24 protein-coding genes are annotated in these 22,323 nt (G+C 72.0%); 11 read left to right on the forward strand and 13 right to left on the reverse strand.

Going from position 1 to position 22,323, the window contains the following annotated elements:
* The first annotated feature begins 144 nt into the window (after positions 1-144).
* The 9 genes from ACYVO7_RS06175 (at position 145) to ACYVO7_RS06215 (ending at position 6,831) form a co-directional block, all read left to right on the forward strand.
* Positions 145-1,089 (forward strand): ribose-phosphate pyrophosphokinase, encoded by a 945-nt coding sequence (locus tag ACYVO7_RS06175; protein ID WP_460448947.1) that lies wholly within the window; start codon positions 145-147, stop codon positions 1,087-1,089.
* 132 nt (positions 1,090-1,221) lie between these two features.
* Positions 1,222-1,599 (forward strand): YciI family protein, encoded by a 378-nt coding sequence (locus tag ACYVO7_RS06180; RefSeq protein WP_460448948.1) that lies wholly within the window; start codon positions 1,222-1,224, stop codon positions 1,597-1,599.
* The gene (locus ACYVO7_RS06185; protein ID WP_460448949.1) at positions 1,599-2,873 is read left to right on the forward strand and encodes an RNA polymerase sigma factor; all 1,275 of its coding nucleotides are present in this window, start codon (positions 1,599-1,601) and stop codon (positions 2,871-2,873) included. Before ACYVO7_RS06180 ends, ACYVO7_RS06185 begins: the two co-directional genes overlap by 1 nt.
* Before the next feature lie 114 nt (positions 2,874-2,987).
* Positions 2,988-3,659 carry a 50S ribosomal protein L25/general stress protein Ctc gene (locus ACYVO7_RS06190; RefSeq protein ID WP_406854494.1) on the forward strand — a complete coding sequence of 224 codons (672 nt, stop codon included), beginning with the start codon at positions 2,988-2,990 and terminating at the stop codon, positions 3,657-3,659.
* A gap of 104 nt (positions 3,660-3,763) precedes the next feature.
* Positions 3,764-4,372 carry an aminoacyl-tRNA hydrolase gene (gene pth, locus ACYVO7_RS06195; protein ID WP_460448950.1) on the forward strand — a complete coding sequence of 203 codons (609 nt, stop codon included), beginning with the start codon at positions 3,764-3,766 and terminating at the stop codon, positions 4,370-4,372.
* 47 nt (positions 4,373-4,419) lie between these two features.
* Positions 4,420-4,662 (forward strand): hypothetical protein, encoded by a 243-nt coding sequence (locus ACYVO7_RS06200; RefSeq protein WP_460448951.1) that lies wholly within the window; start codon positions 4,420-4,422, stop codon positions 4,660-4,662.
* On the forward strand, positions 4,653-5,093 hold the full coding sequence (locus ACYVO7_RS06205; RefSeq protein ID WP_460448952.1) for a type II toxin-antitoxin system VapC family toxin: 441 nt from the start codon (positions 4,653-4,655) through the stop codon (positions 5,091-5,093). Before ACYVO7_RS06200 ends, ACYVO7_RS06205 begins: the two co-directional genes overlap by 10 nt.
* An 87-nt stretch (positions 5,094-5,180) precedes the next feature.
* Positions 5,181-6,278, forward strand: coding sequence for a redox-regulated ATPase YchF (ychF, locus tag ACYVO7_RS06210; protein ID WP_460448953.1), 1,098 nt, complete (start codon positions 5,181-5,183; stop codon positions 6,276-6,278).
* A 52-nt stretch (positions 6,279-6,330) separates the two neighbouring features.
* A complete protein-coding gene (locus ACYVO7_RS06215) occupies positions 6,331-6,831 on the forward strand; it encodes a GNAT family N-acetyltransferase (protein ID WP_460448954.1) in 501 nt (166 codons plus the stop codon).
* 2 nt (positions 6,832-6,833) lie between these two features.
* On the opposite strand, the gene ACYVO7_RS06220 is transcribed toward ACYVO7_RS06215, so the two are convergent.
* From ACYVO7_RS06220 to ACYVO7_RS06280, 13 genes are all read right to left on the reverse strand, one after another.
* Positions 6,834-8,918 carry a hypothetical protein gene (locus tag ACYVO7_RS06220; RefSeq protein WP_460448955.1) on the reverse strand — a complete coding sequence of 695 codons (2,085 nt, stop codon included), beginning with the start codon at positions 8,916-8,918 and terminating at the stop codon, positions 6,834-6,836.
* Between the two features lie 22 nt (positions 8,919-8,940).
* The gene (locus tag ACYVO7_RS06225) at positions 8,941-11,757 is read right to left on the reverse strand and encodes a DUF4159 domain-containing protein (protein ID WP_460448956.1); all 2,817 of its coding nucleotides are present in this window, start codon (positions 11,755-11,757) and stop codon (positions 8,941-8,943) included.
* A 2-nt stretch (positions 11,758-11,759) separates the two neighbouring features.
* Positions 11,760-12,701, reverse strand: coding sequence for a DUF58 domain-containing protein (locus ACYVO7_RS06230; protein WP_460448957.1), 942 nt, complete (start codon positions 12,699-12,701; stop codon positions 11,760-11,762).
* 9 nt (positions 12,702-12,710) lie between these two features.
* Positions 12,711-13,715: an AAA family ATPase gene (locus ACYVO7_RS06235; RefSeq protein WP_406854501.1), complete on the reverse strand. Its 1,005-nt coding sequence runs from the start codon at positions 13,713-13,715 to the stop codon at positions 12,711-12,713.
* Positions 13,716-13,991: 276 nt separating this feature from the next.
* The gene (locus tag ACYVO7_RS06240) at positions 13,992-14,261 is read right to left on the reverse strand and encodes a hypothetical protein (RefSeq protein WP_460448958.1); all 270 of its coding nucleotides are present in this window, start codon (positions 14,259-14,261) and stop codon (positions 13,992-13,994) included.
* Between the two features lie 86 nt (positions 14,262-14,347).
* Positions 14,348-15,625, reverse strand: a complete 1,278-nt coding sequence (locus ACYVO7_RS06245; RefSeq protein WP_460448959.1) for a CCA tRNA nucleotidyltransferase — start codon at positions 15,623-15,625, stop codon at positions 14,348-14,350.
* On the reverse strand, positions 15,622-15,879 hold the full coding sequence (locus ACYVO7_RS06250) for a DUF6111 family protein (RefSeq protein ID WP_460448960.1): 258 nt from the start codon (positions 15,877-15,879) through the stop codon (positions 15,622-15,624). Before ACYVO7_RS06250 ends, ACYVO7_RS06245 begins: the two co-directional genes overlap by 4 nt.
* Complete coding sequence (locus tag ACYVO7_RS06255) at positions 15,876-16,541, reverse strand: CoA pyrophosphatase (protein WP_460448961.1); 666 nt, start codon at positions 16,539-16,541, stop codon at positions 15,876-15,878. The genes ACYVO7_RS06250 and ACYVO7_RS06255 overlap by 4 nt, the downstream gene beginning before the upstream one ends.
* Positions 16,538-17,131: a DUF1285 domain-containing protein gene (locus ACYVO7_RS06260; protein WP_460448962.1), complete on the reverse strand. Its 594-nt coding sequence runs from the start codon at positions 17,129-17,131 to the stop codon at positions 16,538-16,540. Before ACYVO7_RS06260 ends, ACYVO7_RS06255 begins: the two co-directional genes overlap by 4 nt.
* A 31-nt stretch (positions 17,132-17,162) precedes the next feature.
* Positions 17,163-18,365, reverse strand: coding sequence for a low temperature requirement protein A (locus tag ACYVO7_RS06265; RefSeq protein WP_460448963.1), 1,203 nt, complete (start codon positions 18,363-18,365; stop codon positions 17,163-17,165).
* A complete protein-coding gene (locus ACYVO7_RS06270; RefSeq protein ID WP_460448964.1) occupies positions 18,362-18,640 on the reverse strand; it encodes a hypothetical protein in 279 nt (92 codons plus the stop codon). The genes ACYVO7_RS06265 and ACYVO7_RS06270 overlap by 4 nt, the downstream gene beginning before the upstream one ends.
* Positions 18,641-18,728: 88 nt before the next feature.
* Positions 18,729-19,649: an oxygen-dependent coproporphyrinogen oxidase gene (gene hemF / locus ACYVO7_RS06275; RefSeq protein WP_460448965.1), complete on the reverse strand. Its 921-nt coding sequence runs from the start codon at positions 19,647-19,649 to the stop codon at positions 18,729-18,731.
* A 17-nt stretch (positions 19,650-19,666) separates the two neighbouring features.
* Positions 19,667-20,149, reverse strand: a complete 483-nt coding sequence (locus tag ACYVO7_RS06280) for a tRNA (cytidine(34)-2'-O)-methyltransferase (protein ID WP_460448966.1) — start codon at positions 20,147-20,149, stop codon at positions 19,667-19,669.
* A 313-nt stretch (positions 20,150-20,462) separates the two neighbouring features.
* On the opposite strand from ACYVO7_RS06280, the gene petA reads away from it, so the two are divergent.
* A complete protein-coding gene (gene petA / locus ACYVO7_RS06285) occupies positions 20,463-20,999 on the forward strand; it encodes a ubiquinol-cytochrome c reductase iron-sulfur subunit (protein WP_460448967.1) in 537 nt (178 codons plus the stop codon).
* 29 nt (positions 21,000-21,028) lie between these two features.
* Positions 21,029-22,306 (forward strand): cytochrome b, encoded by a 1,278-nt coding sequence (locus tag ACYVO7_RS06290; protein WP_406854513.1) that lies wholly within the window; start codon positions 21,029-21,031, stop codon positions 22,304-22,306.
* The last annotated feature ends 17 nt before the right edge of the window (positions 22,307-22,323 follow it).

Here is a 22,323-nt window from a genome sequence, read left to right on the forward strand (position 1 = left end):
CAAGGCCGGCGCGGGTGTGCATGTCGTCCCGCCGTCATATTGTTTGCGGCTTCGCAGGCTGCTAAGAGCCGGACGACCGCCGGTTCTCGCCCGAGTCCGGCTGTGCGGCGACGCGCCCTAGCGGACCACAACGGAGCCTGCCGGATGAAGACTGCCATCAAGCTCGTGGCGGGCAATTCCAACCGCGCCCTCGCCGAGGCGATCGGCGCCTATCTGGAGGTGCCGCTCGCCAAATGCCAGGTCCGGCGCTTCGCCGACATGGAGATCTTCGTCGAGATCCAGGAAAACGTGCGCGGCCAGGACGTCTATGTCCTGCAGTCGACTTCGTTCCCGGCGAACGACCACCTGATGGAGCTGCTGATCATCATCGACGCGCTGCGCCGCGCCTCGGCCCGACGCATCACCGCGGTGCTGCCCTATTTCGGCTACGCCCGCCAGGACCGCAAGGCCGGCCCGCGCACGCCCATCTCGGCCAAGCTCGTCGCCAACCTGATCACCGAGGCGGGCGCCGACCGCGTCCTCACGGTCGACCTCCACGCCGGCCAGATCCAGGGCTTCTTCGACATTCCGACGGACAACCTGTTCGGCGCGCCCGTGATGGTGCGCGACGTCAAGGAGAAGATGGACCTCAGCAACGTCATGGTGGTGTCGCCGGACGTCGGCGGCGTGGTCCGCGCCCGCGCGCTGGCCAAGCGCATCGACGCGCCGCTCGCCATCGTCGACAAGCGCCGCGAGCGCGCCGGCGAGAGCGAGGTGATGAACATCATCGGCGACGTCACCGGCCGCACCTGCATCCTGGTGGACGACATCATCGATTCCGGCGGCACGCTGTGCAACGCCGCCGACGCGCTGCTCGCCCACGGGGCGAAGGAAGTCTACGCCTACATCACGCATGGCGTGTTGTCGGGCGGCGCGGTCGCCCGCATCGCGGCCTCCAAGCTGAAGCAGCTGGTGCTGACCGATTCCATCCAGCCCACCGAAGCCGTGAAGGTGGCGCGCAACATCCGCGTCATCTCGGTGGCGAGCCTGCTCGGCGAAGCCATCCAGCGCACCGCGCTGGAGGAGAGCGTGTCGAGCCTGTTCGACTGAGCGTCGCCGGACGCCCCCGTCCCCTGAAAAAGTTTGGGGCGGATGTCGAAATCCGGGATCATCGATCCTCATCGGGTCAGGCGGACAGGTCCGCCCGCGGCGGACCCGCCGCAACCCAGCCCGGAGGACGCGATGGACTACGTCTTGATGTTCTATGAGCCCGCCGAAGCCTTCGGCGAGCGCACCAGCCCCGAGACCGCCGGACCCTATTGGGGCGCCTGGAGCGCCTACATCCAGGCGCTCCAGGCCTCCGGGCTCGTGAAGGGCGGCGCCGGCCTGCAGCCGCCCCGGGCGGCCGCGACGGTCCGCCTCAAGGATGGGCGGCGCCATGTGCAGGACGGGCCGTTCGCCGAGACCAAGGAGCAGTTGGGCGGCTTCTTCCTCATCGACGCCCCCAGCCTCGACGTCGCGCTCGAATGGGCCGCCCGGAGCCCCGCCGCATCCTATGGCTCCGTCGAGGTGCGGCCCGTGATGCCGCCCATGCAGGCGGGCTCGGGCCCGGCCGGCTGATGGGCGAGGACGCGCGCCGCTCCGCCGAGGGCGCGGCGCGCGCCTCCTACGGGCGCCTCCTCGCCTATCTGGCGGCGTGGTCGCGCGACGTGTCCCTGGCCGAGGACGCCCTGGCGGACGCCTTCAGGCTGGCGCTCGAGACCTGGCCCGATCGCGGCGTCCCGGACCGGCCCGAGGCCTGGCTCCTCACCGTCGCGCGCCGCCAGATCGGGCACGCCGCCAAGCGCCGTCGCATGCGGGCCGGCCTCGTGGCGGAGCTGGAGCGCGCGGCCGACGAGGCGCAGGACGCCGCAGACTCCGCCCGGGACGAACGCGACATGCTGCCGGACAAGCGCCTGGAGCTCCTCTTCGTCTGCGCGCATCCGGCGATCGAGCCTGCGGCGCGCACGCCCCTGATGCTGCAGACGGTGCTGGGCCTCGACGCCGCCCGGATCGCGTCGGCGTTCCTGACCTCGCCGGCCGCCATGGGGCAACGCCTGGTGCGCGCCAAGGCCCGCATCCGCGAGGCCGGCGCGCCGTTCGAACGTCCCGACGCGCAGTCCTGGGCGGCGCGCCTGGAGGACGTGCTGGCGGCGGTCTACGCCGCCTTCGGCGCCGGCTGGGACAGCGCGCCCGAGGCCGACCCGCAGGGGCCCGGGCTGGCCGAGGAGGCCCTCTATCTCGGGCGACTGCTGGCCGGCCTCCTGCCGAACGAGCTGGAAGCGGCCGGACTGCTGGCGCTGATGCTCCATTGCGGGGCCCGGCGCGCCGCGCGCCGGTCGCCGGCGGGCGCGTTCGTCCCCCTGTCGGAGCAGGACCCCGCATTGTGGTCGGCGTCCATGATCGCCGAAGCCGAGCGCGTGCTCGCCCGCGCCGCGAGGCTGGGCCGTCCCGGCCGCTATCAGCTGGAGGCCGCGATCCAGTCCGTGCATGCGCAGCGGGCCGTCACCGGAGCGACCCGCTGGGACGTCCTCTGCGCCCTCTATGACGGGCTCGCCGCCCTGGCGCCGACCGTCGGCGTCCTGGTCGGGCGCGCGGCGGCCCAGGGCGAGCATGCGGGGCCGGACGTGGGGCTGGCCCAGCTCGACGCCTGCGCGGCGGAGGCGCGGGACTACCAGCCCTACTGGGCCGTCCGCGCCCACCTCATGGCCCGGGCCGGCCGGACGGCGCAGGCCCGCGAGGCCTTCGAGCGCGCGGCGGGCCTGAGCGAGGACGCGAGCGTCCGGGCCTTCCTGATGGAGCGCCGGGACGCGCTGGAGCGAGGCCCCGGCCGGAAAGCCCCGCGGGCGGGCTAGTCGCCCGCGTCCTTTTCGGCTATAGACCCGCGCGCGTCCGCCAGACACCCCTGGAGGCACGGGCGCGTCGTTCGGGCCGCCTGCGGGCGGCCTTGCTCATGAAGGAACACGAAAATGTCCACCACCGTGAAGCAGCTCGAGGCTGCCAAGCGCGTTCAGGGCGGCAAGGGGGCCGCGCGCGCCATTCGTCGTCTGAGCCGCATCCCCGCCGTGATCTATGGCGGCGGCGAGGCGCCCGTCTCGATCTCCCTCGACCAGAAGATCGCCACCCAGCTGATCTTCGCCGGCCACTTCCTCACCACGCAGTTCGAAATCGACGTGGAAGGCGAGAAGAGCCGCGTCCTGCCGCGCGACTACCAGCTCGACCCGGTCACCGACCGCGTCATGCATGTCGACTTCCTGCGCCTGCGCCAGGGCCAGCAGATCCGCGTCGAAGTGCCGGTGCACTTCATGAACAACGAGGCGTCGCCCGGCCTGAAGCGCGGCGGCACGATGAACATCGTCCGCCACACGGTGGAGCTGTTCGTGCCGGCCGACAACATCCCGGCCGCGCTCGACGCCGACCTGACCGGCCTGGAGATCGGCGACAGCCTGCACATCTCGGCCATCAAGCTGCCCGAGAACTGCAGGCCGGTGATCGCCGACCGCGACTTCACGGTGGCCACCATCGTCGCGCCGTCCGGCCTCAAGGACGCCGCCGCCGATGACGCCGCCGCCGCGGCCGCGGGCGCCGCCGCCGCCGCCGCCGCGGCTCCGGCCGCCAAGGCCGCTCCGGCCAAGAAGTGATCCGGACGGCCTGAGCCGTTCGCTTCGCATGACGGCCGGGCCTCGCGCCCGGCCGCTTTCGTCTGAGGCCACGCGCCCGCGCGGCCCGCTGGGACCCAGCCCGCATGCTCCTCTTCGTCGGCCTCGGCAACCCGGGCTCGCGCTATGCGGGCAACCGGCACAATATCGGCTTCATGGCGGTGGACGCGATCGCCCGCCGCCACAAGGCCCCGCCCTGGCGCCGCCGCTTCCAGGGCGACGCCACGGAAGTCACGATCGGGGGCGAGCGGGTCGTCCTGCTGAAGCCCGAGACCTTCATGAACGAGTCCGGCCGCGCCGTCGGCGAGGCCATGCGGTTCTTCAAGATCGCCCTGAAGGACGTGGTGGTGTTCCACGACGAGCTCGACCTCGCCCCCTCCAAGCTGCGGGTGAAGCTCGGCGGCGGCAACGCCGGCCATAACGGCCTGCGCTCCATCTCGGCGCTGTGCGGCAACGACTATCGCCGGGTCCGGATGGGAATCGGCCACCCGGGCGACAAGGCGCTGGTCCACGCCTATGTGCTGAGCGACTTCGCCAAGAGCGAGCGCGACTGGGTCCAGGACCTCTGCGACGCCTGCGCGGACAACGCCGAGCTGCTGGCCCAGGGCGAGGACGCCACGTTCCAGAACAAGGTCCACCTCGCCATGGAAGGCCGCGGCTGGGGCGACGTGAAGGGCATCAAGGACCGGGATTGACAGGCCCTCACGAACTCACGATTTCACGAAAACACGGAGTTCGTGGCATGAAGAACGTGACGATCAGCATGGATGACGAGACCGCCGCCTGGGCCCGGGTCGAGGCGGCCAAGCGCGGCAAGAGCCTGTCGCGCTACGTCGGCGACGTTCTGGCCGTCGAGCGTGGCAAGGCGTCGGCCCCCGGCGCCCCGGCCGATATCGCCGATTGGATCGGGTCGGCGCGCGGGCTGTTCGCCACGCCCGAGGAGGTGGATCGGTTCGTCAGGGCGGAGCGCGACCAGTGGGACTGAGATCCCGGCTGGACGGTCGCCTCGTTTACTTCGACGCCACCATCTTCATCTACGTCCTGGAAGGTTTTCCGGCGTTTCAGAGCCAGCTGACTGACATTCGCGACGGCGTCCGGGCGGGATCGTTTGAGGTCGTCACCAGCGAACTCACATTGTGCGAAGTCCTCGTCGCGCCCTTCCGCAAGGACGACGCCTCGAAGGTCGCCGCCTATGTGGATTTCCTGGAGAAGAGCAGGGCCGTTTCGCTGCTGCCGACGACGAGATCCATCCACAAGCGTGCGGCGCTGATCAGGGCTTCGGTCGGCCTGAAAACCGCTGACGCGATCCACGTGGCCAGCGCGATGGACGCGGGCTGCACCGCGTTTCTCACCAATGACCGGGGTCTGCGCACTCCGCAGAAGCTGGAACGGGTGCTTTTCGCGGCTCCGCACTGACCGACCCGCCATGGCCGCCTTGCTTTTCCGGCCGTTCCCCACCACAACGCGCCTTGGCTTTTCAGGCGTCTCAGAACCGGACCACCCATGGGCTTCAAATGCGGCATCGTCGGCCTGCCGAACGTCGGCAAGTCGACCCTCTTCAACGCGCTGACGCAGACGGCGGCCGCGCAGGCGGCGAATTATCCGTTCTGCACGATCGAGCCGAACGTCGGCGACGTGGCGGTGCCGGACCCGCGCCTCGACGCGCTGGCGGCCATCGCCGGGTCCGCGCAGATCATCCCGACGCGCATCACCTTCGTGGACATCGCCGGCATCGTGCGCGGCGCCTCCAAGGGCGAGGGGCTCGGCAACCAGTTCCTGGCCAATATCCGCGAGGTCGACGCCATCGCGCATGTGGTGCGCTGCTTCGAGGACGGCGACATCACCCATGTGGAGGGCAAGGTCGACCCGATCGCCGACATCGAGACGATCGAGACCGAGCTGATGCTGGCCGACCTCGAGAGCCTGGAGAAGCGCGTCGTCTCGCTCGAGAAGAAGGCCCGCGGCGGCGACAAGGAGAGCAAGGAGCAGCTGGACATGGTCCAGCGCTGCCTGAAGCTGCTGCAGGAGGGCAAGCCGGCCCGCATCGTCGAGCGCAAGCCCGAGGAGGAGAAGCTCTTCCAGGGCCTGAACCTGCTCACCGCCAAGCCGGTGCTCTATGTGTGCAACGTCGAGGAAGCCGCCGCCCATGACGGCAACGCCTTCTCGGCCAAGGTGTTCGAGCGCGCCCGGGAAGAGGGCGCGGTGGCGGTCGTGGTCTCGGCCAAGATCGAGAGCGAGATCGCGGTGCTCGCCCCCGAGGAGCAGAAAGAGTACCTGGAGGCCGTCGGCCTGGACGAGCCCGGCCTCAACCGCGTCATCCGCGCCGGCTACGACCTCCTGCATCTGCTGACCTATTTCACGGTGGGCCCGAAGGAGGCGCGCGCCTGGACGATCACCAAGGGCACCAAGGCCCCGGCGGCGGCGGGCGTGATCCACACCGACTTCGAGAAGGGCTTCATCCGCTCCGAGACGATCGCCTATCCGGACTACGTGGCCCACAAGGGCGAGGCCGGCGCGCGCGAGGCGGGCAAGTTCCGCCTCGAAGGCAAGGAGTATGTCGTGGCCGACGGCGACGTGCTGCACTTCAGGTTCGCCAACTAGCCTCGCGTCCGTTCCGCCCGAACGCGGACCCGCAGCCTTCGAGCCTCATCCCATGACCGACCTGTCCCTCGCCATCCGGCCCGAGAACCCCGGCGAAGCCGACGTCATCGAGAAGCTGCACGAGCGCGCCTTCGGGCCGGGCCGCTTCGCCCGCACGGCCTTCCGCCTGCGCGAGGGCGTGCCGCACGAGGAGGCGCTCTCCTTCACGGCGCTGGTCGGCACGCTGGTGGTCGGCTCGATCCGGCTGACCCGCATCAGGATCGGCGCCGCCGAAGGCCTGCTGCTGGGGCCCGTGACGGTGGAGCCCGCCTTCATGGGCCGGGGCATCGGCATGGCGCTGGTGCGCCGCTCGGTGGAGGCCGCCCGGGCGCAGGGCCACCGGCTGGTGCTGCTGGTCGGGGACGAGCCCTTCTACGGCAAGGTCGGCTTCCGGCGCGTCCCGGCGGGCCGCCTCGCGATGCCGGGACCGGTCGATCCGGCCCGGCTGCTGATCCTGGAGCTCCAGCCGGGCGCCTTCGAGGGCGTCTCCGGCCCGGTCGCGCCGATCGCCTGAGATCAGCGCGCCGGCTTGCCGAGGCGCGATTCGCCGAGCCACGTCATCAGCAGGCTGGCGAGCAGCAGGACCAGCCCGACGAAGCCGAGGAAGACCGGGAACACCGACACGCCCCGCACCACATGGGCGTCGGTGTTGCGCAACGCGATGAAATCGCCGCCCGAGAAGCGCGCGCCCGACGCCAGCGTCAGGATGGTCGGGATGCGCGGCGCCTCCCCGGCGCGCTCGGAGACGCGGCGGACCGAGCCGCCGGTCGCGGCCGCGATGGGGCCGAGCTTCTCGGTGGTGGAGACCACCTCCTGGTACTCGCGCGGGTTCGGCGGGCCGACGCTCACGAAGGCGGTCAGCTTGCCGTCCGTCAGGCGGTAGAGGCCCGGCTCGTCGGTCTCGACGGAGGCGCGCCACAGGCCCGGGCTCGCGCCCTCCAGCGTGGTCACGCGAGTCTTGCCCGACGGACTCGTGAGCGTCACGTCCGCCACCGTGTCGGCCAGGGACTGGCGCTCGACCGTCACCACATTGCCCCGGGCGGTCGCGCGCAGCGCCTCCTCCTCGAGGTCGGGCTCCTTCATCAGCCAGTGGCCCAGCCGGCGCAGCAGGTCGAGATGGGGGCCGCCGCCGCGGAAATTGCGCGCCCACAGCCAGGAGTGGTCCGAGAGCAGCAGCGCCACCCGGCCCTTGCCCTCGCGCGACAGCACGAGCAGCGGCTTGTCGTCCGCGCCCGACATCACCGCCGAGCCGACCTTCACGTCGGCCGAGATCAGCCGCAGCCATTCGCCCCAGGTCGGCGGCTCGCTCTCCGAGCCCGGCAGGTTGCGGGTCACCGGATGGCGCGCGCCGGTCGGCGTCACATGGGCCAGATAGGGTTTCTCGACGATCTTGCCGTCCGGCGTCGCCGGGATGGCGGCCGCCAGGGGCGTGCCGGCGAGGCCGGCCCGGCTGGCGAATTCCGGCCCGGCCGCGACCAGCACGGCGCCGCCGTCGCGCACATAGCGCACCATGTTGGCGAAGTAGACGCCGGGCAGGATCGACTGGTTGGCGTAGCGGTCGAAGATGATGAGGTCGAACTCGTTGATCTTCGTCTCGAACAGCTCGCGCGTCGGGAAGGCGATCAGCGACAGCTCGTTGATGGGCGTGCCGTCCTGCTTCTCGGGCGGACGCAGGATGGTGAAGTGCACCAGGTCGACATTGGCGTCGGACTTCAGGATGTTGCGCCAGGTCCGCTCGCCCGCGTTGGGCTGGCCCGAGACGAGCAGCACGCGCAGCTTCTCGCGGATCCCCTCGACGGGCACCACGGCCTTGTTGTTGTAGGCGGTGAGCTCGCCCGGGGCCTCGTCCGCCTCGATCTCGATGACGTTCTGCCCGCCATGCTCGATGCGGATCGGCAGCCGCACCGTGTCGCCCGGCGTGGCGCGGCGCTCGGCCACCACCGTCCCGTCGCGGCGCACGACGACGCGCACCGGCTCGCTCTGGCCGGGATCCTCGACCTTGAGCCGGATCACCACGTCCTTGCCGACGATGCCGAAGCGCGGCGTGTCCAGGAGCGCGATGCGCCGGTCGCGCTCGCCCGGATGCCCGGTGACGAGCGCGTGCAGCGGCGCCTTGAGGCCCAGCGCGGCGGCCTGCTCGGGGATGTCGTGGACGACGCCGTCCGTCACCATGATGGCGCCCGCCACCCGGTCAGGCGGCACGTCGGAGAGGCCGGACTCCAGGGCCGAGAACAGGCGCGTCCCGTCCTGGCCGCCTCCGGCCTCCTTCACGTCGATGATCCGGGTTTCGACATCGGGCAGCGCCTCCAGCCGCTTGCGCACGGCGTCCACGACGGCGCTGGTCTGCGCCGCCCTGTCGCCGAGGCCCTGCGACGCCGAGCGGTCGACCACCACGGCGGCGACGTCCTTCAGGCGCTCGCGGTCCTCCTGCACGAAGGACGGATTGGCGAGCGCCGCCAGGAAGGCCGCCACCGCCAGCGCGCGCAGCACCGACCCGCGCTGGCGCAGGACCAGCGCCAGGATCGCAGCGCCGCCGGCCACGATCGCCAGGACGATCAGGACCGGAAGGGGCAGCAGGGGGGACCAGTCGACGCTCGTCATGAAGTCCTCGTGATCCGGGCCGTCACTGGCCGAGCCGCTCGAGCAGCGCCGGGACGTGCACCTGGTCGGCCTTGTAGTTGCCGGTCAGCGCGTACATCACGATGTTCACCCCGGCCCTGAAGGCGAGCTCCCGCTGCCGCGCCCCGCCGGGCACGAGCGGATAAAGCGGCTCGCCGCGCCGGCCGGTCGCCCAGGCGGCCGCCATGTCGTTGCCGGTGATGATGATGGGCGAAACCCCGTCGCCGGCGCGGGCCGGGCGCTCGGCGTCCGGGCCCTCGCGCGGCAGGGCCTCGATCCAGGTCTGGCCGTCGGCGTAGCGTCCGGGGAAGCTCTCGATCAGGTAGAACGCCTTGGTGACCACGTGGTCGCGCGGCACGGGCTCGAGCTGCGGCACGGCGATGCCCGACAGGATGTGCCGCAGCGCCAGCGTCTCGGGCGTGGGCGGCCCGCCGGGGCGGCTGGTGCCGGCGTCGCGGGTGTCGAAGATCACCGTGCCGCCGCCCTTCATGAAGTCGTCCAGCTTGCGCACGGCGGCCTCGCCGGGCGTCGGGCGGCCGGCCACGATGGGCCAGTAGATCACCGGATAAACGGAGAGTTCGTCCCGCCCGGGATCCACGGAGGCGGGATCGGCCGGGCTGAGCGCCGTGCGGGCGGACAGGAACGAGCTGAGCCCGGTGAGGCCCGCGCGGCTGATCTCGTCCACGGCGGCGTCGCCCGTCAGCACATAGGCGAAGCGCGTCGCCAGCGCCGCGTCGAGCTCCCTCGGGCTCACGGGCGGCCGCGGCTCCGCCGCGAAGGCCGGCGGGGCGTGGCCCGCCGCCAGCGCCAACGCGAGCGCCAGCACGAGACTGGCGGCCGCGCCGGCCCCGCGAGGCCGGGCGCGGCCGAAGGCCATGCGGCCGCTGAGCCAGAGCACCGCCAGCGTATCGGCGGCGAAGCCGATCAGCGCCAGCGCGATCAGCCAGGGCCGCAGGTCGATCGGCGGCTGCCGCAGCAACGGCTGCATCGTCGCCCCGTAGCCCGCCATGTCCAGCGGCCGGAGCACGGCGTCCGGCGCGAGCGCGTTGACGGCGACGGGCGTATCGGGCGAGCCGTAGAACCCGGGCGGATGCTCCAGCGAGGCCGTGAGCGCGCCCGTCAGGGCGATCGGCCGCGCCGTCGCGGGCGCCGGCTGGAAGGTCCCGAACCCGTCCAGCGTGCGCAGGGGCGCGGCCGTCACGGGTGCGCCGTTGGCGGCGCTCTGCGCCTGCGCCTCGCTGGTCCCGGCTAGGGCCGCGACGCGGCGCAGCATGTCGACGAAGAGGCCGGACAGCGGCAGGTTGGACCAGGTGGTGTCGGCCGTGACATGGACGAGGGCGATGAGCCCCTGCCCCCGCCGCTCGGCTGTGATGATCGGGGTGCCGTCCGCCAGCGCCGCCCATGTCTTGCGGCTGAGATCGGCGTCCGGCTCGGCCAGGAGCTGGCGCGTGACCCCGACGTCGGCGGGCGGCGTCAGGCCGAAGAACGGGCTGGCGCGGTCGAACGGGGCCAGCGTGCGCGGGCTCTCCCAGGACAGGGCGCCGCCGAGCGCACGGCCGCCGCGCCGCAGCCGCACGGGCGAGAGCTCGTCCCCGGTGGCCGCCGCCAGGCGCGATCCGGCGAAGCGCAGCAGAAGCCCGCCGTCGTCGACGAACTTGCCCAGGCGCTGGCGGATGTCGGGCGGCAGCGCGCCGATGTCGGCCAGCACCAGCATCGAGACCTTCTCGTCCAGCAGGGCGTTGATGGCCTCGTTGGGGCCCATGCGGGGCTCGCGCACGTCGGCGTAGGGGCCGAGCGCGCGCGTGACGTAGTAGGTCGGCGACAGCAGCGGCTGCGCGGTGTCGACCGTCGCGCCGGAGACGACGCCGATGCGCCTGCGGCGGCTGGATTCGTCCACCAGCGCCACCGCGCCGGCGGTGCGCTCGTCGGCGACGTCGAGCCGGGCGATCTCGTTGCGCAGGTCGACCGGCAGCGCGACGCTGGCGCGGCTCTCCGTCTCGCCGCCCCCGAACGCGAAGGCGGCCTCGCCGAGCGGCAGGCCGCGGCGGTCGAGCGCGCGCACGACGCCGGCGTCCCGTCCGTTGGGCTCGGCCCGCAGCACCCGCACGGTCATGCCGGCGGCGGCGTTCTCGACGCCGGCCAGCGCCAGCGGCCGCGCCGCCGGCCCGGCCACGATGGTGAGGCTGCGGTCGCCGACGGCGGCCTTGAACGCGTCGCGGAACGCGCCCTGCTCGCCCAGCGCGAGGCCGTCGGCGATCCATACCAGCTCGGCCTTCGGTTCGCGCTCCAGGAACCGGCCGAGCGGCGCCAGGACGGCCGTGCGGTCGGGGCCGTGCGGGGCGGGCTTCAGCGCTCGGACCCGGTCGAGCGCCGCGCCGGCGTCGCCGAGGCGCACGTCCGCCAGGGGCTCGCCGGTCGCCAGGATGGCGACGCCCCGGTTGTCGCGCGCCGCGCCGCGGATCACGTCCTCGGCGGCGTTGACGCGCTCGCGCCAGTCGGGCGCGGCGGCCCAGCCGGAATCCATCAGCACCAGGATCGGGCCGCTTCGGCCGATGGCCTGCTTCAAGGCGTTCCACACGGGCCCCGCCATGGCGACGATCACGAGGCCGGCCACGACGAGGCGCAGCAGCAGCAGCCACCAGGGCGTCCGGGCTGGGCTCTCCTGCCGGGGGATGAGGTCCAGGATCAGGCGCAGCGGCGGGAAATCGATGCGGCGCGGCTGGGGCGGCGTGACCCGCAGCAACAGCCAGAGCGCCGGGAGCGCCGTCAGCGCCAGCAGGACGGCCGGGGCGGTGAAGCCGAGCGACAGCGATTCGAACATGCTCAGCCTCCCCCGCCGATGCGCACGCCGGCCATGCCGGCGTCCCGCTCGGCGATGCGCGCCGCCAGCGACAGCAGCGCCTCCGAGGCGGGCCGGTCCGTGCGATGCACCGCAAAGGTCCATCCGCGGCGGGCGCAGGCCTCCCGGATGGCCTCGCGATGAGCCTTCATGCGGTCCAGCACCAAGGCGCGGAACGCCCCGGCGTCGCCGACGCGCAGCGTCTGCGGGCCTTCCAGCTCGGCCAGCACCGCCTGGCCCTCGAAGGGGAACGTCTCCTCGACCGGGTCCAGCACCATCACGAGGTGGCCGCCCGCGCCGCGCGCCGCCATGCGCTCGATCGCCTCGCGGACGCGCGCTGCAGGAGTGAGGAAATCGCTGATCAGCACGGCCTCGGTGAGCGGCGCCAGCGGCAGGCCGGGAGGCCCGTCGGCGGGCTCGGACCGGTCGGCCGCCAGCGCCTCGGCGATGCGGTCGACGATGGAGCGCGAGGCCTGCGGGTTGGTGAGGCCGATATGGCCGACCCGCTCGCCGCCACGCACCAGGATGTCGGCCAGCGCGAGGCCGAGCACGACGGCCCGGTCGATCTTGGGCGCCTGCGCCAGCGCCGACGCGTAGCCCATCGAAGCGGAGCGGTCGATCCACAGCCAGACCGTGTGGGCGGCCTCCCATTCACGCTCGCGGACATAGTAGCGCTCGTCGTCCCGGGCCGAGCGGCGCCAGTCGACCCGATGCGCCGGCTCGCCCGGCATGAAGGTGCGGAACTGCCAGAACGCCTCGCCGGAGCCGGCCTGCCGGCGCCCATGGATGCCGTGCGCCGCGGTGGCGGCGATCCGGCGCGCCTCGATGGCGAGCCGGGGCAGGCGCCGGGCGAGATCCAGCGCGCCGGTGGCGTGCCGGTTCCCGACCGCTCGTTCCGCCGTGTCGAGAACCCGGACCTTGACCATCCCGGCGCCCTAGCCGATCCGTTCGACGAGGCGCCGGATCAGGCCGCCGATGGTCTCGCCCTCGGCGCGCGCCGCGAAGGTGAGCGCCATGCGGTGCTTCAGCACGGGCTCGGCCAGCGCGGCGACGTCGTCCAGCGACGGCGCGAGGCGCCCCTGCAGCAGCGCGCGGGCGCGCACCGCCAGCATCAGCGACTGGCCGGCGCGCGGGCCCGGGCCCCAGGCGAGATGCTGGGCGATGGCGGCGTCGCCCTCGCCCGGCCGGGCCGAGCGGACGATGTCCAGGATCGCCTCCACGACGCTCTCGCCCACCGGCAGGCGCCGCAGCAGGCGCTGCGCCGCCATCAGGTCCTCGCCGCTCATGGCGGCCTTGGCGCGGGCCGCGCCGTCCGTCGTCGTCTCCAGCAGGATCCGCCGCTCGGTGGCGGCGTCGGGATAGCCCACGTCGATCTGCATGATGAAGCGGTCGAGCTGGGCCTCCGGCAGCGGATAGGTCCCCTCCTGCTCGATCGGGTTCTGGGTGGCCAGCACGTGGAACGGGCGCGGCAGGTCGTGCGGTTCGCCCGCCACCGTCACGTGATACTCCTGCATGGCCTGCAGCAGGGCGGACTGGGTGCGCGGGCTGGCGCGGTTGATCTCGTCCGCCAGCAGCAGCTGCGAGAAGATCGGGCCCTTCACGAAGCGGAAGGCCCGGCGCTTGTCGACCGTCTCCTCCAGCACCTCCGAGCCGAGGATGTCGGAGGGCATCAGGTCGGGCGTGAACTGGATCCGGCGGCTCTCCAGGCCCAGCACCACCGCCATGGTGTCGACCAGCTTGGTCTTCGCCAGGCCCGGGACGCCGACCAGCAGGCCGTGCCCGCCGGACAGGACGGTGATCATCGCGTTCTCGACCACCTGGGTCTGGCCGAACACGACGCCGCCGATCGCCTCTCGGGCGCGGGTGATCTGCTCGAGGGCGGCTTCCGCCGAGCGCACGATCATGGCGTCCAGGCTGGCGGCGTTGGCGGTGTCGGTCATGGGCGGCCCTCGCTTGGACGCTTCGGCGCCACAAGGGCCGGGCGTCACGATCGCGTCGTCAGTGGTCCAGCATCGCGCGCCAAGGGCCAGCGGTTCAAGCCCGGCGGGATGCCGCGCCGTCCCTTCTCCCGCACGATTGCGTGTCGTCTCCCGAGATCGCGCGGAGAACGCCGCAACGCCAATCGAGACGCCTCTAAGCTCACGACCGGCTGAGGCGAAAACGTGGCGGGCGCGAGCGTCGTTCCGTCGCTGCGCGGCGCACAGGCGCGCTTGCGCTCAATCGGCCGTCGGCAGGCGCCGGATCGTGAACTCGATCCGGCCGTCCTCCAGCTCGCGCCACCACTCGATCTCGGTCATGTAGGCCGCCTTCGGGAACCGCGAGAACGCCTCCCGGGCCTTCTCCCGCGCCTCCTCGCGCGGCAGCGTGAAGGTCTCGCGCTTCCAGGCGTCGCTCTTGGAGGCGGACCGCCCCGTCCGCGCCTCCTCGCCGGCGCGCTGCGAGAGCCGGCGCGCCACATCCGCAGGTCGAAAGGGCTCTCGGCTCATCGGGATACGCCTCACGCGAGAGCGAGCCGCCGCTCTCGCGTCGAATGTAGCGCGCGCGCAGCCGAAAGGGGAGTCGGAAGGGAGGGTCAGCCCTCCGCCAGCGCCTGCGCCAGCATGGCGTCGAGCCGGCCCGGATCGTCGGGGAAGCCCGCCGCGATCCAGAGCTCCTCGGCGCGGGCCAGGATGGCCCCGACCCGCGGGCCGGCGGGGACTCCGTGCGCCAGGACGGCGCGGCCCGTCCAGGGCCGGACCGGGACAGGCTCATCCAGCGCCGCGAAGGCCGGGCGAAGCGCGTCCGGGCGGGCCTCGCCCGCGTCGCGCGCCGCCAGGACGGCGAGCGCGTCGCGCGCCGGCCCCGCGCCGCGCCGATAGGCCAGCGCGCGCCAGTCCTGGACCGAGAGGCCGAAGGCGCGCCCATGCAGGGCTTCCAGGAGGGCGGCGCAGGCGTCGAGCCGCTCGGCCTCTGGGTTGGACAGCCGCAGCCGCAGGGCCAGCAGGCCGGCGTCCTCGCGCACCCGCACGGCGAGCGCGGCGAGGCGCAGGACGGGATCGGCGCCGGCCGACGCCACCGCCGTCATGGCGTGCGGATCGGGCGCGATCCCCAGAATGCGGTCGAGAAAGCCGCACTCGGCGAGGATCCGGGCCAGCTCCGGCGCCCGGCGCGTCGCCAGCAGCTTCATGAGCTCCGCCCTCACCCGCTCGCTGGAGAGCCGCGCCAGGCCGGCCCGCAGGCGGATCGACGCCCGCAGGGCCTCGGGGTCGAGCGGGCCCTCGCCATACTCCGCGGTGAAGCGGAACAGGCGCAGGATGCGCAGATAGTCCTCGCGGATGCGCGTCTCGGCGTCGCCGATGAAGCGCACGCGGCGCAGAGCCAGGTCCGCGAGCCCGCCGACATGGTCGACCACCTCGCCGTCGGGCCGCGCATAGAGAGCGTTGATGGTGAAGTCGCGCCGTTGCGCGTCATGCGAGAAATCGCGGCCGAACGCCACCACGGCGCGGCGCCCGTCGGTCTCGACGTCCTCGCGCAGGGTCGTGACCTCGAAGGGATGGTGGTCGACCAGCACCGTGACGGTGCCGTGCTCGACGCCGGTCGGCAGGGCGCGGAACCCGGCCGCCTCGGCGCGCCGCGTCACCTCGGCCGGGAGGGCCGTGGTGGCGACGTCGACGTCGCCATGGGGCAGGCCCAGCAGGGCGTTGCGCACCGCGCCGCCGACGACCCGGGCTTCCTCGCCGTCGCCGTCGAGCACGGCCAAGAGCCGGCGCAGTTCGGGGATGTCGAGCACGCCGGGCGACGGCATCCGCGCGAAGGCGGGCTGCGGGAGGAGGCCGCCGGGCGCCCGGCCGGAGGACGACGCCCCGGTCACTCCACCCGGCCGGGCACGAAGCGCCCGTTCTCCATGTGGGCCGGCACATAGGCGCCCTTGCTGCGCGGCGCCGACAGGCCGGTGTAGACGAGCCACAGGCTGGCGAAGGCCAGCCCGGCGAGCAGCAGCCAGGAGACGCGGCCGTTCCAGTGCACGCGGGCCAGCGGCGTGCGCTTGCGCGCCACGAGCCAGAGCGCGTAGAGCGCGAAGGGCACGAGGAACAGCAGGAACTCTTCGATGAAGGCGCGCGTCATTCGGCGTAGAGCCTCTCATACATGTTCCGCAACATGCCCGCGGTCGCGCCCCAGATATAATGTTCCCCATACGGCATGGCGTAGTAGTGCCGCAGCGACCCTTTCCACTCCCTTGCGTGCCGCTGGTGGTTCGCCGGATCCATCAGGAAGGCGAGCGGCACCTCGAACGCGACGTCGACCTCGTTGGGGTTGATGGTGAGGGCGGTCCCCGCCTCCACGATCGCCAGCACGGGCAGCACCCGAAAGCCGGTCGAGGTGAGATACGCGTCGAGATAGCCCAGCGGGCGGACCCGCTCGGAGGCGAGCCCGATCTCCTCGCGCGCCTCGCGCAGCGCCGCTGCGACGGGCGAAGCGTCCATGGCGTCGATCTTGCCGCCCGGGAAGGCCACCTGCCCCGAATGGTCGCGCAGATGCGAGGCGCGCCGGGTCAGCAGCACGGTCGCGTCGCCGCGATGCGCCACCACCGGGACCAGCACGGCGGCGGGCCGGTGCAGCGCGCCGTCCGGCGACAGCATGGGGGCGAGCTGGTGGTCGCCGCGCTCGGGGATGCGGGCCGGATCGAAGGCGTGCTCGGGCGGCTCCAGCCGCAGCCGCTGCCGGGCCCGGGTCTCCAGCGCCTCCGGGGCGAACGGCGTCTCGATGACGGAATGCGGAACGGTCACGACCACTCCGCCGCTTCCGCCGCGTCCGCCATCGGGAAGAACGTCCCGCCTGCCGCGACCCCGAACTTCGCTTCGCCGGCGACCTCGCGCACCTCGCCGAGCGCCACGAGATCGTAGAACACGGGCCGGACGACGCGCGCCCACAACCCGCCCCGCACCAGCACATAGGGCCGCAGGCCTCCCGTCGCCTCGCGCTCGAAGCGCAGCGGATGCTCCGCGTCGGCCTCCACGACGTCGTCCACATTGGTGCGGAAGGACAGCCGACGCGCGGCGCCGTCGCCCTCGACGGTCATCTCCACCGCCAGGAACGGCGCGTCCTCCACCACGATCCCGACCATCTCGACCGGCGTCACCAGCACGAAGCGCTCCGGATCGCGGCGCAGGACCGACGAGAACAGCTTCACCAGCGCCGGCCGGCCGATGGGCGTGCCCATGTAGAACCAGGTCCCGTCGGCGGCGATGCGCATGTCGATCTCGCCGCAGTAGGACGGGTTCCAGAGATGGACGGGGGGCGGCCCCTTCCTGGCGGCGGCCCGGGCGCCGGCCGTCAGCGCGTCGAGGGCGGGCGGATCGTGGGTCTGGCTGGTCATGATGAGAGAATAGGGCGGCCCGCGGCCGGTTTCATCTGTCGTGCTTGGCGGACGTGCCGGTCCCCCGCGGGGCGAGCGAACGCGACTCCCACGCGGCGACCACGATCAGCACCAGCGTGGCCAGGAGGCTCAGCGCCGCCGGCGAGAGCCGCAGCGTCAGGGGCGCGGCGACCAGCAGCGCGACCAGCACGGCGATGCCGGTGAGGTGCGACAGCTGCAGCCAGCCGCGCACCGCGCGCTTGAAGAGCAGCGTCCCGGCCAGAAACACCAGGGGCCCGCCCACCACGGTGGCCAGCGTCTTGCCCTCCCCGTCGCCGTTCGGATGGGCGAGCACGAACTCGTCGCCGACGGCCGTGATGATCACGCCCGCCACGATCGGCAGGTGCAGATAGGTGTAGGCGAGGCGCGCCAGGCGGCCCGGATCGTCGGAATCGGCGAGCTCCCGGCTCCCCGCCTCGGCGCCGAGATCGAAATAGATCCACCACATCGCCAGGCTGGCCACGAAGGAGGACACGAAGGCGGTGACGGTCCAGCCGCTCCACTCGGTCCTTCCGAAGGTGGCGCCGGTGACCAGGATCGATTCGCCGAGCGCGATGATGATGAAGAGCCCGCAGCGCTCGGCCATGTGGCCGCCCTCGACCTTCCAGTCGCTGACCGCCGAGGCCCCGAGGCCCGGGACCCAGAATTTCAGGATCGGGGCGACGCATTGCAGCGCGGTCGCGACGCCCCAGACCCACAGCCGGGCGTTGCCGTCGATGAAGCCGCCCACGATCCACAGCAGCCCGGCCGCGCAGTGCCACGCCAGGATGCGCCGAAAGTTCATCCGCAGCGCGGTTTCGCTGCCCGGGATGGCGGCGACCACGAAGGCGGACCGCCCGATCTGCATCAGCGCATAGGAGACGCCGAAGGCCGGCGCGCGCTGGCCGAAGGCGTCCGGGATCGAGGTGGACAGCGCCAGCCCGGCCAGCATCATGCCGAACAGGACGGCGCGCACCTGCGGGCGGTCGGGATCCAGCCAGTTCGTGGCCCAGGACGTGTCGATCCACACCCACCACACCGCCACCATCAGGATGCCGGTGCGCAGCATGGTGAGGGCGTCGAAATGCTCCACCAGCGTATGGGAGAGCTGCGTGACCGCGAAGACGAAGACGAGGTCGAAGAACAGCTCCACATAGGTGACGCGGTGATGCCCCTCGGTCGGCTCGCCCCGCAGCAGACCCTGGGCTTCGCTCATGCGGGGCTGCGCCCGAGTCTCCACCAGACGGCCGCAGCCACCAGCGCCGGCGCGGCGAAGACGAGCAGGAAGGAGGGGATCTCGTCCGCGACGGTGACGACGGCCGAGCTCGCCCCCACCCACAGGTTGATGACCGCCGCCACCAGCCAGACCGGGACGAAGGCCAGCGCGGCGCGCCGCATCCCGGCGGCGCCGCCCGGCCCGACGAGGCCGCCGATGACGAGGACGAGCCCGAGGAGGACGACGCCGCCCAGGATCACCAGAAAGGTATGCATCGCGCGCGCAGCCGGGCTCGGGAACGGGCGATCATGATGGAGAACGCGCGGCGCGCCGTCCAGCGCGGGACGACGCCGGTCCGGCGCGTCACGGCCACCGGACGCTGGGCGGCATGCTGGACAGGATGCTCTCCACGTTGCCGCCCGTCTTCAGGCCGAAGATCGTGCCACGGTCGTAGAGGAGGTTGAACTCGACATAGCGGCCCCGCCGGACCATCTGCTCCTCGCGGTCCTCCGGCGTCCACGGCGCGCCGACATTGCGGCGGGCGATGGGCGGGTAGGCGCCCAGGAAGGCCTCCCCGACGGACCGCGTGAAGGCGAAGTCGGCCTCCCAGTCGCCGCTCTCCAGGTAGTCGTAGAAGATGCCGCCGATCCCGCGCGGCTCGTTGCGGTGCTTCAGGTGGAAATACTCGTCGCACCACGCCTTGTAGCGGGCGTAGTCGGCGACCTTGTGGGGCGCGCAGGCCTCCCGCATGGCGGCGTGGAACGCCGCCGCGTCCGGGTCCTCCTGGGTGCGCCGGCGCGCCAGCACGGGCGTCAGGTCGGCTCCGCCGCCGAACCACGCCTTGGTGGTGACGACGTAGCGGGTGTTCATGTGCACCGTGGGCGCGTTCGGATTCCACGGATGCGCGATCAGCGACACGCCCGTGGCGAAGAAGCGCGGATCGTCCGACGCGCCCGGGATCTGGCCGCGGAACTCGGGGGCGAACTCGCCGAACACCGTCGAGATGTGGACGCCGGCCTTCTCGAAGACGCGGCCGCGCAGCATGCTCATCTCGCCGCCGCCGCCCGGCTCGCCCGAGGAGTCGGTGCGCGTCCAGGGCTTGCGCTCGAAACGGCCCGGCTGCTCGGCCCCGGGAAAGAACGGGCCGGCCGCCTCGTCCTCCAGCCGCTCGAAGGCGGCGCAGATCCGGTCCCGGAGGGTCCTGAACCAGGCCGCCGCCTCGCGCTTGCGGCGGTCGAGCTCGTCCGGGGTGGTGGGCGGCGTCACGCCGGAGGCAGAGGTCATGCGGGCGGTCTTTCGGATCAGCGAGGCGCGCCGCCGGAGGGCGGGAAGCCCCCGGTCTGGCGCAGGGCTTCGCCGAGGATCATGGCGGCGGCGACCGCGATGTTCAATGACCGCAGGCCTTCCCGCATGGGGATGAAAATGCGCGCGTCCGCCGCCTCGTGCACGGCCTCCGGCGCGCCGGCCGACTCGCGGCCCAGCATCAGGACGTCGCCGTCGCGGAACCGGAAGTCGGCGTAGGCCTTGGCCCCCTTGGTGGTCGCCAGGACGAGGCGCAGGCCCGCCCCGCGCCGCCAGGCGTCGAAGGCGGTCCACGACACGTGCCGCTCGACGCCGACCTGGTCCAGATAGTCCATTCCGGCGCGCCGGAAGGCGCGGTCGGACACCGGGAAGCCGGCGGGCTCGATGATGTCGGCCGTCACCCCCATGCAGGCGCACAGGCGCAGGATCGTCCCGGTGTTCTGGGGAATGTCGGGCTGGTAGAGGGCGATGCGGAGCGGCACGGCGGACCTGCGTCGGGCGGCGAGGCGCGCGGCTGAAGCCTGGCCGGGCGAGAGCGCCCGAAACGCCGCTTCCGCGCGCTTGCGCCGCAGGATTTCCAGAATGGGCGGGAAAGCCGCCCAAGCCCCTCCCAATCAGCATTCCGCACTATAGACAAGCCTAATCCGCCGTGCGAAACAGCCGCCGCGCGGCGACTCCCGGTCGCATTGCGAGCCCATGCCTTTGCGCGCATACCGCCGGGACTAGCTTCCAGGAACGATCAATCCAGCCCTCTCCGGGATTCTCCGGCGGGGCGCAGGTTGAGGGGATGACTACGTGGCCACCAAATCCGCAGCGACCGCGGCCGAACCGACCCGGCGGGACTTTCTCTTCATCGCGACGGGAGCGGCGGGCGCCGTCGGCGTCGCGGCCGCGCTCTGGCCGTTCGTGTCCCAGATGGGTCCCGACGCCGCCACCATCGCGGCGGGCGCGCCGGTCGACTTCGACCTGACCCCGGTGGCCGAAGGCCAGATCGTGAAGCTCTTCTGGCGCGGCAAGCTGATCTTCGTCCGCCATCGCACCCCCGAAGAGATCAAGGAAGCCCAGACCGTCAACCTCGCCTCGCTGCCCGACCCGCAGGACGACGCCGCGCGCGTCAAGCCCGGCAAGGCGCAGTGGCTCATCGTGTACGGCAACTGCACCCATCTGGGCTGCGTGCCGCTGGGCCATGAGGGCGCGTTCCACGGCTGGCAGTGCCCGTGCCACGGATCGGTGTTCGACACGTCGGGCCGCATCCGGCAGGGGCCGGCGCCGACCAACCTGCCGGTGCCCCCGTACCAGTTCACCTCCGACACCAAGATTCAGATCGGCTAAGGCCGGAACGCGCGTTTCAGGATCAAGCCATGAGTGCACCTTCCACCTATGTTCCGAAGAGCGCGTTTGGGAAGTGGTTCGAAAGCCGCCTCCCCGTGATGGGCCTTCTCCACTCCTCGTTCATCGTGTTCCCCAATCCGCGGAACCTGAACTACCTGTGGACCTTCGGCGGCATCCTGGCCTTCATGCTCGTCGCCCAGATCATCACCGGCGTGGTGCTGGCGATGCACTACACGCCCAACGCCAAGATGGCCTTCGACAGCGTCGAGGCGATCATGCGCGACGTGAACTACGGCTGGCTGCTGCGCTACCTGCACGCCAACGGCGCGTCGATGTTCTTCGTCGCCGTCTACATCCACATCTTCCGCGGCCTCTATTACGGGTCCTACAAGGCCCCGCGCGAAATCCTGTGGATCCTGGGCGTGATCATCTTCCTGCTGATGATGGCGACGGCGTTCATGGGCTACGTGCTGCCCTGGGGCCAGATGTCCTTCTGGGGCGCGACGGTCATCACCAACCTGTTCTCGGCCTTCCCGGTCGTGGGCGAGACGATCGTGACCTTCCTGTGGGGCGGCTACTCGGTCGACAACCCGACCCTGAACCGCTTCTTCTCGCTGCACTACCTGCTGCCCTTCATGATCGCGGGCGTCGTGATCCTGCACATCTGGGCGCTGCACGTTCCGGGCTCCAACAACCCGGTCGGCGTCGAGAAGAAGACCGAGAAGGACACGCTGCCCTTCCACCCGTACTTCACCGTGAAGGACGCGCTCGCGCTCGTCTGCTTCATCATGCTGTACATCTGGTTCGTGGCCTACCAGCCGAACTTCCTGGGTCACGCCGACAACTACATCGAGGCGAACCCGGCCGTGACGCCGTCGCACATCGTGCCGGAGTGGTACTTCCTGCCGTTCTACGCCATCCTGCGCGCCATCCCGAACAAGCTGATCGGCGTGCTGGCGATGTTCGGCTCGATCGCGGTGCTGGCCTTCCTGCCCTGGCTCGACACCTCGCGGGTGAAGTCGGCGAACTACCGCCCGCTCTACCGCCAGTTCTTCTGGCTGTTCGTGATCTCGGCCGTCGGCCTCGGCTGGCTCGGCGCCAAGCCGCCGGAGGGCGGGTATGTGCTCGCCTCCCGCATCCTGACGGCCTATTACTTCGCGCACTTCCTCATCGTCCTTCCGCTTCTGGGCCTGTTCGAGACGCCGCGGCGCCTCCCTGGCTCGATCGCCGAGGCGGTGCTCGGCAAGGGCGGCTCGGCCTCCGCGATGGCGGCCGGGGCGGCCCAGTCGCCGAACACCAAGGGCTGAGCGGGACTTCGGGGATC

The organism is Alsobacter sp. SYSU BS001988 (assembly GCF_054796215.1).